The organism is Kaistia nematophila (assembly GCF_026343855.1).
In the GTDB taxonomy this organism is placed as follows: domain Bacteria; phylum Pseudomonadota; class Alphaproteobacteria; order Rhizobiales; family Kaistiaceae; genus Kaistia; species Kaistia nematophila.
In genome coordinates this window covers 24,322-41,071 of the sequence record NZ_JAPKNK010000017.1, presented here as the reverse complement: position 1 = coordinate 41,071, position 16,750 = coordinate 24,322, and the positions used below count along the sequence as shown (strand labels likewise).

Below are 16,750 nucleotides of genomic sequence, written 5' to 3'. Positions count from 1 at the left end.
ATCGGCGCGCGCGGCCGCTGCGACAACGCGCAACCGAGGAAATTGCACCCGGCCCCTTCGCGTTCGTACGCTCTGCGGCTAAGTTCCGGCACGATGAACAGCCAGATCGCCGATATCGCCGCGCCCGCGGCCAAGCCCGCCGACCATCCACCGATCACCGGCGGCCGGATCGGCGTCCTCCTTCTCAATCTCGGGACCCCGGATGCGACCGACTACTGGTCGATGCGGCGCTATCTGAAGGAGTTCCTGTCGGATCCGCGCGTCATCGAGGTGCCGAAGCTGATCTGGTGGCCGCTCTTGAACGGCGTCATCCTGACGACGCGACCGCAGAAATCCGGCAAGAACTACGCCTCGATCTGGAACAACGAGCGCAACGAATCGCCGCTCCGGACCATCACCCGCTCGCAGTCGGAGAAGCTCTCCGCCGCCCTCGCGGGCAATGGCCGGATCGTCGTCGACTGGGGCATGCGCTACGGCACGCCCTCGATCGCCGAGAAGATCGACGGGCTGCAGCGGGCCGGCTGCGACAGGATCCTGATCGCGCCGCTCTATCCGCAATATTCGGCGACGACCACCGCGACCGCCAACGACAAGGCATTCGACAAGCTGAAGACGATGCGCTGGCAGCCGGCCGTGCGCACGCTGCCGGCCTATCACGACGACCCGGTCTATATCGCCGCGCTCGCCACCTCGGTCGAACGCTCGATCGCCGCGCTCGATTTCGAGCCCGAGATCGTGCTCGCCTCGTTCCACGGCCTTCCGAAGCGCAACCTGACGCTCGGCGACCCCTATCACTGCCATTGCCTGAAGACGGCCCGGCTGCTGCGCGAACAGCTTGGCTGGCCGCAGGACAAGCTGCGCGCCACCTTCCAGTCGCGCTTCGGCAAGGCCGAGTGGCTGCAGCCCTATACCGACAAGACCGTCGAGGCGCTGGCGAAGGCGGGCGTCAAGCGCATCGCCGTCGTCATGCCCGGCTTCTCGGCCGATTGCGTCGAGACGCTGGAGGAGATCGCCGGCGAGAACGCCGAGATCTTCAAGCACAATGGCGGCGAGCATTTCGCCGCGCTGCCCTGCTTGAACGACAGCCCGGAAGGCATGGCGGTGATCGAACACATCGTCCGCCGCGAACTGCTCGGCTGGGTGTAAGAACCCTCACCCCAGCCCTCTCCCGCTCGCGGGAGAGGGGGCCGTCTGCGCCTCGTCGAAGCGCCGGGCCCATGCGATGCCGAGCCCTCGCCCGCTTGCGGGAGAGGGTTGGGTGAGGGTCTTGTTGCTTCCCTAGGCGACGCCGATGCGCAGCAGGTCGTGCATGTGCAGCACGCCGACCGGCTTCTCGCCCTCGACGACGAACAAAACGGTGATCTTGGCGCCGTTCAGCCGGTCGATCGCCGCGCCCACCAGCATGTCCGGCTGGATCGTCTTCGGCGAGCGGGTCATCACCTGGTCGACGGTGCGCGACAGGAGGTCGGGCCCGATATGCCGGCGCAGATCGCCGTCGGTGATCATGCCGATCAGCGCGCCGTCGCCGTCGACGACACCGAGGCAGCCGAGCCCCTTCGCCGTCATCGTCACGATCGCCTCGGTCATCGGCGCACCCGAATGCGCGACCGGCATCGACGCGCCCTTGTGCATGATGTCGCGGACGAAATGCAGGCTGGCGCCGAGCTTGCCGCCGGGGTGGAACAGGCGGAAATCCTGCGCGGTGAAGCCGCGCGTCTCCAAGAGCGCGATGGCGAGCGCGTCGCCGAGCGCCAGCTGCATCACCGCCGAGGTCGTCGGCGCCAGGCCGTGCGGACAGGCTTCCTCCGCCTTCGGCAGCGCCAGCACATGGCTCGCCTGGCGACCGAGCGTGCTCTCGGCGTTCGAGGTGACGGCGATCAGCGGCGTGCGGAAGCGGCTCGCATATTCGACCACGGCGCGCAGCTCCGCCGTCTCGCCCGACCAGGACAGCGCCAGGATGATGTCGTCGCGGCCGACCATGCCGAGATCGCCATGGCTCGCCTCGGCGGCATGGACGAAGAAGGCCGGCGTGCCGGTCGAGGCGAGCGTCGCGGCGATCTTGACGCCGACATGGCCGCTCTTGCCGACGCCGGTGACGACGACGCGGCCGCCATGGGCGCGGATCATCTCGACGACTTCGGCGAAGGGCGCCGCGAGCGGACCGGCGAAGGCGGCGGCAAGGGCGTCGAGGCCGGCGCGCTCGCTTCCGAGCGTCCGGAGCGCCGAGGCCACCGACTGGCCTGCCAAATCCACGCCTGCCACGTCCACGCGCGTGTCATCCGCAACCGGCATCGTTTACTCCACTGCTATTCACTGGCGGGCTTTTAACATGCTCCGCCCCCCGGCGCGCCGCAAAAACGCTGTGCGGCGGCGAGGCCGCGACAACCTTCTCTTAACCAAGGCCGTTTACGGTTCGGAAACCATAGTGTCCGGCTCGCCGGACGCTGTCCGTTCATGCGCAAAGGTCACGGCAAGCGGCAATGCAATTCCCGGCCCGGCTCTTCCTGTCGGCGGCGCTCGTTTCGGCGCTCGCTTCGACGACGGTCGCGCGGGCCGAGGACACCCCCCTGCCGGTCGACCTGCTCGACGACACCGATGCCTTCGGCAGCCTGCGCGGCAGCGACGGCCAGGCCTCGGTCGACCTGACACTGCCGACCGAGACGCCCGGCACCGGCCGCGACGAGCCGCTTTCGACGAGCCGCGCCGTGCGCACCGAGCGGATCACGCCCACCATCGCCGAGGAGGACGAGCAGCCGACGCGGCCGCGCGCCCGTACGGCCGACGCACTCGACGCCTCGAGCTATGATCCGCTCGGCATCCGTCTCGGCAGCTTCGTCGTCCTGCCCTCGGTCGAGCTGCGCGGCGGCTATACGTCGAACGCGGCCGGATCCTCGACCGGCGGCCCCTCCGGCGTTCTCACCGTGGTGCCGGACCTGATCGTCAAGTCCGACTGGAGCCGGCACGCGCTCGGCTTCGCCTTCCACGGCAATCTCGATTATTTCTCGGACGGCTCGGTGGCGCCGCAGCCGGACATCAATGCCGAGGCGACGGCGCGCCTCGACCTGCCGCGCGACTGGGCGCTGCGGCTGCGCGCCAACTACAATTACCAGACGCAGTCGCTCTCCAGCCTCGACTATCCCGCCGGCGTCGAGAACCCGCCCGGCGTCAACACCTACAATGCCGGCGCGACGCTGGACGGCACGGTCGGCCGGGTCGCGCTGCAGCTGCGCTCCGGCGTGACCTATACCGGCTACGAGAACGGCAAGGGCGCCAATGGCGAGATCATCCCGCAGGGCGACCGCGACAACACCTGGGTGAGCGCCGCGACCCGCGTCGGCTACGAGGTCACGCCGGCCTTCACGCCCTTCGTCGAGGCCGAGGTGTCGGATCGCAGCTTCCGCCAGAAGATCGATTCGAACGGCTTCAACCGCGCCAGCCAGGGCATCACGCTGCGCGGCGGCATCGCCTATTCGGCCGATCCGGTGCTAAAGGGCGAGCTGGCCCTCGGCTGGCATCACGAAAGCTATGACGACGACGCGTTCAAGCCGCTGAACGCCATGACCATCGACGGCAACGTGCTGTGGGCGCCGACGGAGCTGACCAACTTCACGCTGCGCGCCGCCACCTATGTCGATCCGACGACGGATCCGAGCTCGGCCGGCTCGATCGTCTACGACATCGGCCTGAAGGCGCAGCACGCGCTACGGCGCAACCTGACGCTCGATGCCGACCTCGGCTACCAGTACCAGAAATACGAGGGAATCAACGCCGCCGACGCAACCTACGAAGCCGGCTTCGGCGTCACCTGGAAGATCAATCGCTCGGCCTGGGTTGTCGGCCGTTTCCAGCAGGAATACTACAAGAGTGCCACGCCGGGAGGCGACTATCCGACCACCACGGTCACGGTCGGATTGCGCCTCCAGCGCTGATTTCGGGTCGTTTCGTTTGCCGTGTCATCAACCCGACACGTTCACCGGTTATGCGGAAGATCATGGCCTTTAACCACCGCAAAACGATCACCTTCCGCCTCGCCCAGACAGCGCGTGCCGCTCGCGGGCGTTCAGGTAGCCATCTGACGCGGATGGGGCTTCATCCGGGTCAGGACAGCGTCTTGAAGACGCTTTCCGAGCAGGACGGGCTCTCGATGAGCCAGCTGGCGCAATCCCTCGCCGTGCAGCCGCCCACCGTCACCAAGATGGTGAGCCGCCTCGCCGCGCAGGGCTATGTCGAGCGCCGGGCCTCGGCCGGGGACGGGCGCCAGGCGCATGTCTACCTGACTGAGCAGGGCCGCGACGCCATCCTCGGCATCGACAAGGGCTGGAAGCGCCTCGAGAAGGAGGCGCTGGCCGGGCTCGACGACAAGGACGTCAAGCGGCTGCGCAAGCTGCTGCGCCAGATCGAGCGCAACCTCTCCGCCATCGCCGAGGACGACGAGGACGACGTCATCGACGAGCCGGAAGCGGCGGCCGAGGCGGAAGCGCAGCCGGACGTCGCCGAGAAGCCCGAAGTCGTCGCCTGAACGAAGTCTTCGCCGGCGCGGTGTGCCAGCTTTGGCGCGCGAAGTCCCGGCCTGGGCAAACCCCGACTTCGGCAAGTCCTTGCTTGAGCCGGGCGGCGCGATCTGGTTGAGTGGCGGGGGCCGATCGTCGATAGCGCCTGCCCTCCCCGGGGCATCATCTCCCGACCGACTTCCCGGAGTCCGGATGTCTCCCCCGTTGCCGACCGCCGATGCGGAGGCCACGCTGCGCCTGCGCGGCATCGCTCTCTATTGCCTCGCCATGCTGCTGTTTTCCTGCACGGACGCCTGCGCCAAGTTCGCCGGCCAGTTCGTGCCGGTGATGGAGGTGGTGTGGCTCCGCTTCCTGGTGCAGGTCGTACTCGCCGCGCTGGTGTTCCAGCCCTGGCGCGCCATCGCCCTCTACAAGACCCGCCGGCCGGTGATGCAGTTCCTGCGCGGCATGTTCCTCGCCGGCTCGACGATCTTCAATTTCCTGGCGATCCATGAGCTGCCGCTGGACATGACCATGTCGATCGGCTTCTCGGCGCCCTTCATCACGGCGGCGCTGGCCGGGCCGCTGCTCGGCGAATGGGCCGGGCCGCGCCGCTGGGCGGCGATCCTGGTCGGCTTCGCCGGCGTGCTCGTCATCACCATGCCGGGCTTCGGGGCGCTGAAGCCGGCGATCTTCCTGTCGCTCGCCGCCGCCTGCTCCAACGCCTTCTACATCCTCTCGACCCGGCTCATGACCCGGACCGAGAGCAGCGCAGGCCTGCTGCTCTATTCGGCGCTGATCCCGATGCTGGTGCTCTCGCCGGTGTCGCTGCCGGTCATGGCCGTGCCGCCGACCATCCTCGTCGCGCTCTGCCTGTTCCTGACCGGCGCGCTTGCCTTCGCCGGCCACTGGTGCCTGGTGCGCGCCCATCACATGACCGCCGTGCCGGTGCTGGCGCCCTTCATGTATACGGGCCTGATCTGGATGATCCTGCTCGGTTATGTCTTCTTCGGCGACGTGCCGGAGCCGCGCACCCTGGTCGGCGCCGCCATCATCATCGCGAGCGGGCTCTACCTGCTCTATCGCGAGCGGGTGAAGGCGCCGGAGCGCCAGCAGCCGATCGACGTGCTGGACGGCTGACGCGACGGGAGCGTGAAAGCGCTTCCGCCAGCGACGGGGCGCGCGCGACAAGAAAACGCGGGTCGTCAGGCAACCGGGCCAGTTCGGTGTTTCCATGCAGCCCGGAACTGCTCTAAGAGAACGAGCCGCCTCCCCGAAGGCCGGCGGCCCAGCACGTGCCTTCCCCCGGATTTCCCCATGGCCCTTCCCGCCAACCGCCAGGCGCGCTTCTTCGTCGCCCTCGCCATCTCGGTCGCGCTGCTGAACAGCACCGCCGCGTCGCCGCTCTATACGAGCTACCGGATGATGTGGTCGCTCGGCGCCTTCACCGTCGCCTTCATCTTCGCGATCTACGCCTTCGGCACACTGATCGCGCTGCTGGTGCTCGGCCGCCTGTCGGATCGCCTCCCGGATCGGCGGCTGCTGATCATCCTCTCGCTCGGCGTGGTGATCGCCGGCGCGCTGATCTTCGGCTTCGCCGGCAATCTGCCGACGCTGATGATCGGCCGGCTGCTGGCCGGCGCCGGCACGGGCGGCCTGACCGGCATCGCCAACGCCGCGCTGATCGAGCTCGACCCCAAGGCCGACGCGCGCGCCAATGCGGTGCTCGCTACCGCCGTCTTCACCGGCGGCTGCGCGCTCGGCCCGATGATCAGTTCGGCGGCGCTCTATTTCGACGCCTGGCCGCTGCACCTGCCCTTCGTGCTGATCGCAGCACTGGCCGGGATCGCCATCCTCGGCCTCGCCACGGCGTCGTGGCAGCCGGCGCCGCGCATCACCGACCCGCGCGAGGCGACCGCCGCCGACGACGTGCCCGCCGGGCGCTACACGGCCTTCGCGGTCGCCGCCGGCGCGCTGATCATCGCCTGGGCGGTCGGCTCGACCTTCGCCGGGCTCGGCGTCACCTTCGTGCATGAACTGCTTGAGGTTCACAGCCAGGCGGCGTCCGGCGTCATCGTCGCCGCCTTCCAGCTCGTCGCCGGCATCAGCCAGCTCGCCAGCCAGCGGCTCGATTCGAATCGCGCCATGGTGCTCGGCACCACGCTGATCGCGCTCGCCATCCTCGCCTGCGCACTGGCGATCTGGATCACCTCGCCGCTCCTGTTCGTGCTGGGCACGGTCGGCAGCGGCATCGGCTATGGCGCCGCCTTCGTCGGCGCCGCCGGCGTGGTCAACCGGATCGCGCCGCCCGACCGGCGCGCGACCTGGGTGTCGACCTTCTACATCACCGGCTATCTCGCCAACGCGCTGCCGGTGCTGGCGCTCGGCTTCCTGGGCGACCAGCTCGGCCTGTTCGGCGCCTTCCTCTGCCTGACGGTGTTCATCGTCGTCGGCACCTTCGTCGTCAACGGCGCGGCGAAGCTGATCCTCGCCGCCCCGCGCCCGGCGCGATAGGCGAAGCAAGGCCCCTCACCCTGCCCTCTCCCGCAAGCGGGCGAGGGTTTTGGCCGGCGACCTTCATCGATCGGGAGCGTCGCCTGCGCGAACTCAGGCGATCCCCCTCTCCCGCGCGCGGGAGAGGGCCGGGGCGAGGGCTCTCTTCAATAAAATCCTCAAATCCCCGCATACCATTCGTAGCCGCGGTCTTCCCAAAAGCCGCCCTGGCCGCCGTCGATATCGGCGAAATCGGCGACCGCCTCGATGCGCATGACGTATTTCGCCATCTTGTAACCGAGCTGGCGCTCGACCCGCAGCCGCAGCGGCGCGCCATGCGGCACCGGCAGGGTCTCGCCGTTCATCTCATAGGCGAGGATGGTCTGAGCGTGGTTCGCGTCCTCGAGACCGAGGCTCTCGTAATATTTGGCGCCGCCGGTCAGAGTCTCGTCGAGCGTGTCGGCGCAATAGAAGACGATGTAGCGCGCTCCGGGCTTCACACCGGCCTGGTCGAGCAGGACCTTCAGCGGGACGCCCTTCCATTTGCCGATGCAGCTCCAGCCCTCGACGCAATCGTGCCGGGTGATCTGGGTGCGCGAGGGCAAGGCCCGCAGCTCGTCGAGCGACCATTCCATCGGCCGCTCGACCAGGCCGCCGAGCTTCAGTTTCCAGTTCCGGAAATTGTCGGCGGCGAGCGCCAGATAGTCCGCGTCCTGCGGATCGGTGCTGCCATTGGCGCGGAAATCGGGCGAGATGTCGGCCTCGGAATATTCATGCGCCAGCGCGTCGGGACCGAGAAGGGCGCGCTGCGCCGTGCGCGTCAGCGTCTCGGCGCGGAACAGCAGGCGACGGAAGCTCTCGGAGCCGGAAAGCTGGTCGCAGCCGGAGAGCAGCAGCGCGCCGCCCAGCACCAGCGCCCGCTTGAGGAAGCCCCGACGATCGAAGCCGCTCTCAATGCGCATCGGGCTTCTCCTCGGGATCGATCGCGTAGTTGCCGGTGATCATCGAGCGCAGATTGTTGAAGAGGCCGGAGACCAGCACCATCACGACATGGACGACGACGAAGAGCATCACCAGCGTGGCGCAGATGAAATGAATCGTGCGCGCCGTCTGCCGCCCGCCGAATAGCTCGACCAGCCAGGGAAAGGCCGCGTCGATGCCGGGCGACATGGTGAGCCCCGCCAACACCAGAAGCGGCAGCACGATGACGACGATGCCGAAATAGGCGAGCTTCTGCAGCACGTTGTAGTGGCGCGCCTCGTCCCCCCTGGGGAAGCGAAGCCGAAGATGCTCCCAGATCGAGCGGCCGATATGGCGGAGTTGTTCGCCGCTCGGCACCAGTTCGCGCAGATGGCCCGACGTCAGGCTCCAGGCGAGATAGACGAGGCCGTTGGCGACGAACAGCCAGGCGAAAAAGAAGTGCCAGCGCCGGCCGGTGGCGAGATCCTGGTAGCTCGGCAGTGTCGCCCAGCTCGGAAAGCCGCGCTCGACCAGTTCGCCATGCTCGCGCGATACGCCGAGCACGCCGGTGGTGGTGAAATCATGGCCGAGGATGGTGGTGACGCCGACCGGCTTGGCGCCGCTGTCGTCCGCCGCGCCCATGGCGAGCACGGGATGGTCGAACTGCGAGCGCTGGCCGACATAGAGCGCCGGATGGGCGTTGAAGATCTGCATGCCGCTCATCAGCAGCACGGCGATGCAGAGCACGTTGATCCAGTGCGTGACCCGCACCACCAGGCGGTGACGATAGATCAGCAGGCGTCGTCGGGGAGCATCCTCATGCGGTATCGCAGACATGGCCGGCCTCCGCCGGCCCGGCACGCGGTCGATACGGCCGCCCTCTCTCCGGGCCCGACCATTCTACGCCAATTTCGCCCGCGAAGTTTCGGGAGATGGCACTTCACGGACGAGAAGGAGTTTCCGGCTTCACCGAGGCGCAACGACTTCGCCTCTCCCATGGGGAGAGGTCGACGGCCGCAGGCCGGCGGGTGAGGGGTTCAGGCCTCACCCGAGAGATGGCAACCCCTCACCCGGAGCTTCGCTCCGACCTCTCCCCATGGGAGAGGTGAAGGAGAGCCCGCGCCCCTTCTCGCATCCGAAGCCAAGCCCCTCTCCCGCGCGCGGGGGAGGGTTGGGGTGAGGGTCTTTCCTGTGTCCCGCCCGCGGGAAACGATCAGTCCTTCAGCTTGGTGCCGTTCTGGGCGGCGATGAAGTCGGAGATCATCGGCACGAACTTCTCGGCCTGGCCGGCGGCGGCCATGGCGGCGAAATTGTTCTTCACCGTCTCGCCGAGCGAATTCACCGCGCCGACCGAATCCGCCATCAGCGCCAGGTAGCGCAGGTCCTTGTAAGCGTTGGAGATGGTGAAGGGGTGCGCGTTCTCGTTGCGGTCGATCACGTAGTTCATGAAGGTGTCGTAGAAGCCGCAGCGCATGCGGCCCTTGCTGATCACCGAATGGAACGTATCGGGCGTGATGCCTACCTTCTGGCCGAGCGCCAGCGCCTCGGAATAGAGCGCGGCATAGCCGAGCGACAGGAAGTTGTTGAGCAGCTTCATCTTGTGGCCGGCGCCGACCGGGCCGACATGGACGATCGTCGCCGCCCAGCAGGCGATCAGCGGCTCCAGCGAGGCGAACACCTCGTCGGAGGCGCCGACCAGCGCCTGCAGCGTGCCGGCGGCGGCATTCGCCGGCGTGCCGCCGAGCGGCGCGTCGACCAGCGTCACGCCCTGCGCCTCCATGCGGCCGGCGAGGCGAAGCGTCGAGGTCGGCTCGGCGGTCGAGCAGTCGACGACGATCAGGCCCTTGCGCGCGCCGGCGAGGATGCCGTCCTTGCCCTCGATCACCTGCTCGACATCGCGGGAGCCGGTGACGCAGAGGAAGATCACGTCGGCGCCGCGCGCCATCTCGGCCGGGGTCTTCACCTCGCTGGCGCCGAGCGCCAGCAGCCGCTCGACCGCCTCGCGGCGGCGATTGGCCATCACGAGCAGCGGATTGCCCTTGGTGACGAGGTTGGTGGCCATCCCCTCGCCCATGAATCCAAGCCCGATGAAGCCAACGGTGCGGTTCGACATGCCTGCAACCCCTCCCTGGGTGTTTGCATTTGATTTCATTCGCAGATTAGAGTGGTAAGCGGTTTCAGGACAAGGCAAACTACCGCCATTCCCGCGAGGAAACACCGCCGGATCAGATTGTCGGCGAAGACTTGCCGGAATCGATCGCGCAAATCATGTTACCGATCACACGAATCCGGTCCCGGCGATGCGCCAACCGGGGACCGCACCCAGCCAGCCCCAAGGAGCCTCCATGTCCCGGCCCGAACTGCTCATGCCCGGCCGCATGCAAAAGAACGTCAACGATGCGCTCGACGCCAAGTTTACCGTGCATCGTCTCTACGACGCCAAGGATCCGGCCGCGCTTCTGGCCGAAGTCGCGCCCCGCATCCAGGCCGTCGCCGTGGGCGGCGCTGTCGACGCGGCGCTGATCGACAAGCTCCCGGCGCTGGAAGTCATTGCCTCCTTCGGCGTCGGTTACGACCTCGTCGACGCCAAATACGCCGGCACCAAGGGCATCATCGTCACCAACACGCCGGACGTGCTGACCGAGGAAGTCGCCGACACGGCGCTCGGCCTGCTGCTGATGACGGTGCGCGAGCTTTCCGCGTCCGAGCGCTACCTGCGCGCCGGCAAGTGGCCCTCCGGCAATTATCCGCTCAGCAGCTCGCTGCGCGACCGCACCGTCGGCATCGTCGGCCTCGGCCGCATCGGCAAGGCGATCGCCCGCCGCCTCGAGGCCTTCGACGTCAAGGTCGTCTACCACAACCGCCGGCCGGCCGATGACGTTTCCTACAAGTATTACGCCGACCTGACCGAGATGGCGAAGGAGGTCGACACGCTGCTCTCCGTGCTGCCGGGCGGCGCCTCGACCGAGAAGGCGATCAACCGCGCCGTGCTCGACGCACTGGGCCCGAACGGCGTCCTGATCAATATCGGCCGCGGCACCGTCGTCGACGAGCCGGAACTGATCAAGGCGCTGCAGGAGAAGCGGATCCTCGCCGCCGGCCTCGACGTGTTCGAGAAGGAGCCGCAGGTTCCGGCCGAGCTGATCGCGCTCGAGAACGTCGTCCTGCTGCCGCATGTCGGCTCGGCTTCGGTCTATACGCGCAACGCCATGGGCCAGCGCGTGATCGACAATCTCACCGCCTGGCTCGACGGCAAGCCGCCGCTGAGCCCGGTCGTCGAGACGCCGTTCACCGGCTGGAAGAAGAAGTAAGGCCTTCGGGCCTCGCGAATACGCGGGAGGGATCGCCCCTCCCGCTTCGCCTCAGGGCAAGGCCATCACCCAACCCTCTCCCGCGAGCGGGCAAGGGCTTTGGGGCAGCGCCTTTCATAGCCGGCGAGCCATTGCGGCAACCCGCGCAGGCGCCCCCCTCTCCCGCGCGCGGGAGAGGGCCGGGGTGAGGGTCTTCACGACGCTCACGCCCCCTTACAGCGCGAAACCACCGTCGGAGAGGTAGACTTGGCCGGTCGTGTAGCGCGCTTCGTCGGACGCCAGGTAGATCGCCAGCGACGCGATCTCCTCGGCCGTGCCGAGGCGGCCCATCGGCTGGCGGTCGATGAACTGCTGGCGGATTTCCTCCACCGTCTTGCCCTGCTTCTCCGCCTGCTCGGCGATGCGGCTGTCGAGCGACGGCGACTGGATCGTGCCCGGCGCGATCGAATTGGCGCGGATGCCCTGGCGGATATAGTCGGCCGCGACCGCCTTGGTCAGGCCGACCACGGCCGCCTTCGAGGCGCCATAGGCATAGCGGTTCGGGATGCCGCGCACCGAGCTCGCGCCCGACGAGATGTTGATGATCGCGCCCTCGCCCTTCGCCAGCATGCCCGGCAGGAAGGCGCGGATCGTGCGGTGCATCGCCTTGACGTTGATGTCGAAGGAGAAATCCCAGTCCTCGTCCGAGGTGGAGAGCACCGTGCCGTGATGGACGAAGCCGGCGCAGTTGAAGAGCACGTCGACCGGGCCGACCTGCTTGGCCAAAGCGTCGACCGCCGCCGTCGAGCGCACGTCGAGCGCATGAACCTCGGCGACGCCGGCCGCCTTCAGGTCGGCCATCCCCTCCGGCTTCAGGTCCGTGGCGATGACATAGGCGCCCTCGGCCGCGAAGGCGAGCGCGGTGGCGTGCCCGATGCCGGCGCCGGCCGCGGTGAGAAAGGCGCGCTTGCCCTTGAGACGTCCCGTCATGAAATTCCTCCCGTTCTATGTCATGGATTGCGGCCGGTGGAATTCCTCAATCCACAGGCCGAAAACTGGATGGCTGCCGGATGGCGAGGCGGCTAGGTCGATGCCTCCGGCAGCGACGCGTCGAGGCTCGACTTCTGCCGGCCCTCGGCGTCGAAATTGGCGGGATCGAGCCACACCTCGAAGGCGGCCTTCACGCGCGGCCAGTCGCTATCGAGCATGGCGAACCAGGCGGTGTCGCGGTTGCGGCCCTTGACGATCATGTGCTGGCGGAAGGTGCCCTCATAGGCGAAGCCGTAGCGCCTGGCGGCGCGCCGCGACGGCGCATTCAGGTCGTTGCACTTCCACTCGTAGCGGCGATAGCCGAGATCGTCGAAGACATGGCGCGCCAGCAGATACATCGCCTCGGTGGCGCCGATCGTGCGCTGCAGCGGCGGCGTATAGAGGATGTTGCCGACCTCGACGACCCGGTCGTTCGGCACGATCCGCATCAGCGCCGCATGGCCGACGGCGCGGCCGGTGGCGCGGTCGAGAATGGCGAAGAGCAGTGGATCGTCCTTCTTCGCCGCCTCGGCGTAATAGGCGGCGAAGCTCTCGTAGTCGGCGAAGGGACCCTGCCAGAGATAGGGCCAGAGCCCCTCGTTCTCCGGGCCGCTCGACGCCTCGTAGATGTCGCGGCCATGCGCGGCGAGGTCGAACGGCACGATGGTGACGAAACGCCCCGCGAGCGTCACGCGGCCGGGCCTTGGTCCCGGCGTCGGGTCGAGTTCGATGCCGACGGGCAGCGTTCCGTTCGATGTCACGATATCAGCCTCTGGCGAAGGGAGCGAAGATGCGGTTCAGCTCGGCGCCCGGCTCGGCATGGGCGAGCTCCGTCAGCGTGCCGGCGGCCGCCACCTCGCGCGCCAGCCGCAGGAAGCCGCCATAGGCGGCGCGGGCAAGGCCGGTCGCGAGCGAGACGCGGCGCACGCCCCGCGCCGCGATCTCGGCGATCGGCTGGGCGGGATCGAGCGCGATGGCGTTGACCGGCTTGCCGCCGGCAGCGGCAAGCACGGCGGCGGTGGCGGCGGCGTCGAGCTTGCCCGGCACGAACAGCACGTCGGCGCCGGCCTCGGCAAAGGCGGCGATGCGCCGGCAGGCCTCGTCCAGCCCTCCGGGATGGCCGACCAGGAGCGCCTCGCTGCGCGCGGTCAAAAGCACGTCCCGGCGTGACGCATCGATGGCGGCGCGGGCGGCGCGCACGCGGTCGACGGCATGATCGAAGCCATAGAGCGAACGATCGGACGCCATGTCCTCGACCGAGAGGCCAGCGACGCCGGCATCGACGCAGAGGGCGACATTGGTGGCGACGCCCTCGGCATCGTCGGCGAAGGCATTGCCGAAATCGGCGTTCACCGGCAGCTCCGTCGCCTCGACGATCTCGGCGACATGCGCCAGCATCACGTCGCGCGACACGGCGCCGTCCGGCAGGCCGCGGCTGAAGGCGAAGCCGCCCGAGGTAGTGGCCAGCGCCTTGAAATCGAGCCCGGCGAGCAGCCGCGCGCTGCCGATGTCCCACGGATTGGGGATGACGAAGCAGCCGCCCTCATGCAGCCTGCGAAAGGCGGCGCGCCGCTCCGATAACGATGTCATGTCGATCCTCACCTTCAGTCGCAGCGATCCTAGAAGGTTTTCGGGCGAGGTGAAGAGCGGTTCGAGCGGAAAACGCGATCCGGCAACGCGCTGGCGCGGAAGCCGGAAAGGATGGAGCGCGCCTCAGGCCGCCGGCGCGGGCGGCTCGATGCCGCGCCGCGCCAGTTCCTCGAGAATGAGTCGGGGGATCGGCCGGCAGCCGCAATGGGCGCTATGGTCGAGATGCCAGGCGATGCGCTGGTCGAGCGTCGGATTGGGCGGCATCGGATGCGCCTCGTGCCAGGCCCGGTTGAGCTTGCTCATCCCTTCCCCCTCGCGCCTCAGAAGCGCGCCTCGACTTCCCATTCGTCGCCGAGTTCCTCGCGGATCGCGTCGGCGAGGGCACGGCCCTCGGCCCGCCAGGCCGCCTCGGCCTGCGGCGTCGGAAACTGCGAGGCCTTCGGATCGTCCGAATCGAACAGGGCGTCGAACACGTCGTTCCAGACCTCGATCCGGTCGAGCAGTTCCTCGGAAAGGTCGAGGTCGTCCGGCTCGATGGCATAGGCGGGCTTGTCTTCCGGCACGATCCAGAACAACGAGCTGATGCCTTCCGGCGAAATACGAAGATGCTGCAAAGGGGCCTCCGCTGGATGGGGAATGCCGAGACTAGGACAAGTATCGCCGGGATGGAATCCCGCCTCACCGGTTCCTCGCCCCCTGGAGACGCCGACCCCGCCCGGCCAACTACCGGGGCCATCGTCATCCTCGGCCCGTCATCCCTGCGAAAGCAGGGATCCATGCAGCGGCAGGCTTGTCGTGCAGGACACCGGATGCCATCGCCGAACGGATCCCGGATCTTCGCTGCGCTGCGTCCGGGATGACGGCGAGGGTGGGACGCGGGACGCTGCCAGCAAACGAACCCAGAAACGACATGACCGGCCACGAGGGCCGGTCATGCAATATTCGAAAACCCGGAAAGCCGAGGCTTTCCGGATGAGGCTTAGTGGTTGTCGCGCGGCACGCCGTAGGTCTGGTGGACCTTCTGGTACTTGACCGCGGGCTTCAGGACCATGCCGTCGGCGAGCTGGTCGGTCAGCGCGCGCTGGATCTCCTGCCACGGCGTCTGGCTCGGCGGGATCGGGAAGCCACCGGCGGCGTTGAGCGCGGCGCGGCGGGTCGCCAGCTCCTCGTCCGAGATCAGGATGTTGGCCGAGCCCTTGTTCAGGTCGACGCGGACGCGGTCGCCCGTCTGCAGCAGCGCCAGGCCGCCGCCGGCGGCGGCTTCCGGCGAGGCGTTCAGGATCGACGGCGAACCCGACGTGCCCGACTGGCGGCCGTCGCCGATGCAGGGCAGCGAGAGGATGCCGCGCTTGATGAGGGCTGCCGGCGGCTGCATGTTCACGACCTCGGCCGCGCCCGGATAGCCGATCGGGCCGGTGCCGCGGATGAACAGGATGCAGTTCTCGTCGATCTCGAGCGCCGGGTCGTCCAGGCGGTGGTGGTAGTCCTCCGGACCCTCGAACACGATGGCGCGGCCTTCGAAGGCCTCGGGATCGTTCGGGTTCGACAGGTAGCGGTCGCGGAACTCCTTCGAGATCACGCTGGTCTTCATGATGGCGCTGTCGAACAGGTTGCCACGCAGCACGATGAAGCCGGCGTCCTGCACCAGCGCCGTCTCGAAGGTGCGGATGACGTCCGGCAGCTCGATCTCGGCGTTGCGGCAGTTGTCGCCCATCGTCTTGCCGTTGACGGTCATCGCATTCTCATGGATGAGGCCGTGCTTCATCAGCTCGTTGACGACGGCCGGCACGCCGCCGGCATGCTGGTAGTCCTCGCCGAGATACTTGCCGGCGGGCTGCAGGTTGACGAGCAGCGGCACCTTGTGGCCGACCGTCTGCCAGTCGTCGACGGAGACGTCGACGCCGATGTGGCGGGCGATGGCGTTGATGTGGATCGGCGCGTTGGTCGAGCCGCCGATCGCCGAGTTGACGACGATGGCGTTCTCGATCGCCTCACGGGTGATGATGTCGGACGGCTTCAGGTCTTCCCAGACCATCTCGACGGCACGCTTGCCGGTCTCGTAGGCGATCTGCTGGCGCTCGCGGTACGGCGCGGGGATCGCGGCAGAGCCGGGGAGCTGCATGCCGAGCGCCTCGGCGAGCGAGTTCATCGTCGTCGCCGTGCCCATGGTGTTGCAGTAGCCGGTCGACGGCGCCGACGAGGCCACGATCTCCATGAACTCTTCATAGTCGATCTCGCCGGCGGCGAGGCGCTCGCGCTGCTTCCAGACGATGGTGCCGGAGCCGGTGCGCTCGCCCTTGTACCAGCCGTTCAGCATCGGGCCGACCGACAGCGCGATCGCCGGGATGTTGACGGTGGCGGCGGCCATCAGGCAGGCCGGGGTGGTCTTGTCGCAGCCGATCGTCAGCACGACGCCGTCGAGCGGGTAGCCGTAGAGGAGCTCCACCAGGCCGAGATAGGCGAGGTTGCGGTCGAGCGCCGCGCCGGGGCGCTTGCCCGTCTCCTGGATCGGATGGACCGGGAATTCCATGACGAGGCCGCCGGCCTCGCGCACGCCCTCGCGCACGCGCTCGGCCAGCACCAGGTGGTGGCGGTTGCACGGCGACAGGTCGGAGCCGGTCTGGGCGATGCCGATGATCGGCTTGCCGGACTGCAGTTCCTTGCGCGTCAGGCCATAGTTCAGATAGCGCTCCATGTAGAGCGCGGTCATGCCCGGATTGTCCGGATTATCGAACCAGGCTTGAGAACGAAGCTTGCGCGGCGTGGTGGACGACATGGTAAGAGGCTCCCGGAAAATCAGGTTTGATTTTGCCCTGAGGATGCGCTGAAACATCATACGAAATCAATGGCCGTCTCGTCGCGGCCGTCAACAAAATCAGACCCCGCAAAGAGATAGCC

General features: G+C 67.9%; 16 protein-coding genes. 6 read left to right on the top strand and 10 right to left on the bottom strand.

What is annotated here, in order from left to right:
- Nucleotides 1-93: 93 nt before the first annotated feature.
- The gene (hemH, locus tag OSH07_RS24040; protein ID WP_266341256.1) at nt 94-1,146 is read left to right on the top strand and encodes a ferrochelatase; all 1,053 of its coding nucleotides are present in this window, start codon (nt 94-96) and stop codon (nt 1,144-1,146) included.
- Nucleotides 1,147-1,278: 132 nt separating this feature from the next.
- Here hemH and OSH07_RS24035 read toward each other — a convergent pair whose 3' ends face one another.
- A complete protein-coding gene (locus OSH07_RS24035; protein ID WP_266341255.1) occupies nt 1,279-2,292 on the bottom strand; it encodes a KpsF/GutQ family sugar-phosphate isomerase in 1,014 nt (337 codons plus the stop codon).
- A gap of 188 nt (nt 2,293-2,480) precedes the next feature.
- Here OSH07_RS24035 and OSH07_RS24030 point away from each other — a divergent pair, with 188 nt between their 5' ends.
- The 4 genes from OSH07_RS24030 to OSH07_RS24015 all read left to right on the top strand — a co-directional run bounded on the left by OSH07_RS24030 (nt 2,481) and on the right by OSH07_RS24015 (nt 7,004).
- On the top strand, nt 2,481-3,929 hold the full coding sequence (locus OSH07_RS24030; RefSeq protein WP_266341254.1) for an outer membrane beta-barrel protein: 1,449 nt from the start codon (nt 2,481-2,483) through the stop codon (nt 3,927-3,929).
- 50 nt (nt 3,930-3,979) lie between these two features.
- A complete protein-coding gene (locus tag OSH07_RS24025; RefSeq protein ID WP_338149901.1) occupies nt 3,980-4,519 on the top strand; it encodes a MarR family winged helix-turn-helix transcriptional regulator in 540 nt (179 codons plus the stop codon).
- Between the two features lie 184 nt (nt 4,520-4,703).
- Nucleotides 4,704-5,630 (top strand): DMT family transporter, encoded by a 927-nt coding sequence (locus OSH07_RS24020; RefSeq protein ID WP_266341252.1) that lies wholly within the window; start codon nt 4,704-4,706, stop codon nt 5,628-5,630.
- Nucleotides 5,631-5,807: 177 nt separating this feature from the next.
- A complete protein-coding gene (locus tag OSH07_RS24015; RefSeq protein ID WP_266341251.1) occupies nt 5,808-7,004 on the top strand; it encodes an MFS transporter in 1,197 nt (398 codons plus the stop codon).
- A gap of 158 nt (nt 7,005-7,162) precedes the next feature.
- Here OSH07_RS24015 and OSH07_RS24010 read toward each other — a convergent pair whose 3' ends face one another.
- From OSH07_RS24010 to OSH07_RS24000, 3 genes are all read right to left on the bottom strand, one after another.
- Nucleotides 7,163-7,945 (bottom strand): molybdopterin-binding protein, encoded by a 783-nt coding sequence (locus tag OSH07_RS24010; RefSeq protein WP_266341250.1) that lies wholly within the window; start codon nt 7,943-7,945, stop codon nt 7,163-7,165.
- Nucleotides 7,935-8,780 carry a cytochrome b/b6 domain-containing protein gene (locus tag OSH07_RS24005; protein ID WP_266341249.1) on the bottom strand — a complete coding sequence of 282 codons (846 nt, stop codon included), beginning with the start codon at nt 8,778-8,780 and terminating at the stop codon, nt 7,935-7,937. The genes OSH07_RS24010 and OSH07_RS24005 overlap by 11 nt, the downstream gene beginning before the upstream one ends.
- 376 nt (nt 8,781-9,156) lie before the next feature.
- On the bottom strand, nt 9,157-10,056 hold the full coding sequence (locus OSH07_RS24000; protein ID WP_266341248.1) for an NAD(P)-dependent oxidoreductase: 900 nt from the start codon (nt 10,054-10,056) through the stop codon (nt 9,157-9,159).
- Between the two features lie 232 nt (nt 10,057-10,288).
- Here OSH07_RS24000 and OSH07_RS23995 point away from each other — a divergent pair, with 232 nt between their 5' ends.
- Nucleotides 10,289-11,254 carry a 2-hydroxyacid dehydrogenase gene (locus tag OSH07_RS23995; RefSeq protein WP_266341247.1) on the top strand — a complete coding sequence of 322 codons (966 nt, stop codon included), beginning with the start codon at nt 10,289-10,291 and terminating at the stop codon, nt 11,252-11,254.
- A gap of 213 nt (nt 11,255-11,467) precedes the next feature.
- Here OSH07_RS23995 and OSH07_RS23990 read toward each other — a convergent pair whose 3' ends face one another.
- The 6 genes from OSH07_RS23990 to OSH07_RS23965 all read right to left on the bottom strand — a co-directional run bounded on the left by OSH07_RS23990 (nt 11,468) and on the right by OSH07_RS23965 (nt 16,628).
- Nucleotides 11,468-12,223, bottom strand: coding sequence for an SDR family oxidoreductase (locus OSH07_RS23990; RefSeq protein ID WP_266341246.1), 756 nt, complete (start codon nt 12,221-12,223; stop codon nt 11,468-11,470).
- Between the two features lie 92 nt (nt 12,224-12,315).
- Nucleotides 12,316-13,023, bottom strand: coding sequence for a GNAT family N-acetyltransferase (locus OSH07_RS23985; protein WP_266341245.1), 708 nt, complete (start codon nt 13,021-13,023; stop codon nt 12,316-12,318).
- Nucleotides 13,024-13,027: 4 nt separating this feature from the next.
- Nucleotides 13,028-13,852: an isocitrate lyase/PEP mutase family protein gene (locus tag OSH07_RS23980; protein ID WP_266341244.1), complete on the bottom strand. Its 825-nt coding sequence runs from the start codon at nt 13,850-13,852 to the stop codon at nt 13,028-13,030.
- A 123-nt stretch (nt 13,853-13,975) separates the two neighbouring features.
- Nucleotides 13,976-14,155, bottom strand: coding sequence for a hypothetical protein (locus OSH07_RS23975; RefSeq protein WP_266341243.1), 180 nt, complete (start codon nt 14,153-14,155; stop codon nt 13,976-13,978).
- A gap of 17 nt (nt 14,156-14,172) precedes the next feature.
- Nucleotides 14,173-14,466, bottom strand: a complete 294-nt coding sequence (locus OSH07_RS23970) for a hypothetical protein (RefSeq protein WP_266341242.1) — start codon at nt 14,464-14,466, stop codon at nt 14,173-14,175.
- A 365-nt stretch (nt 14,467-14,831) separates the two neighbouring features.
- Nucleotides 14,832-16,628, bottom strand: a complete 1,797-nt coding sequence (locus OSH07_RS23965) for an IlvD/Edd family dehydratase (protein WP_266341241.1) — start codon at nt 16,626-16,628, stop codon at nt 14,832-14,834.
- Between the last annotated feature and the right edge of the window lie 122 nt (nt 16,629-16,750).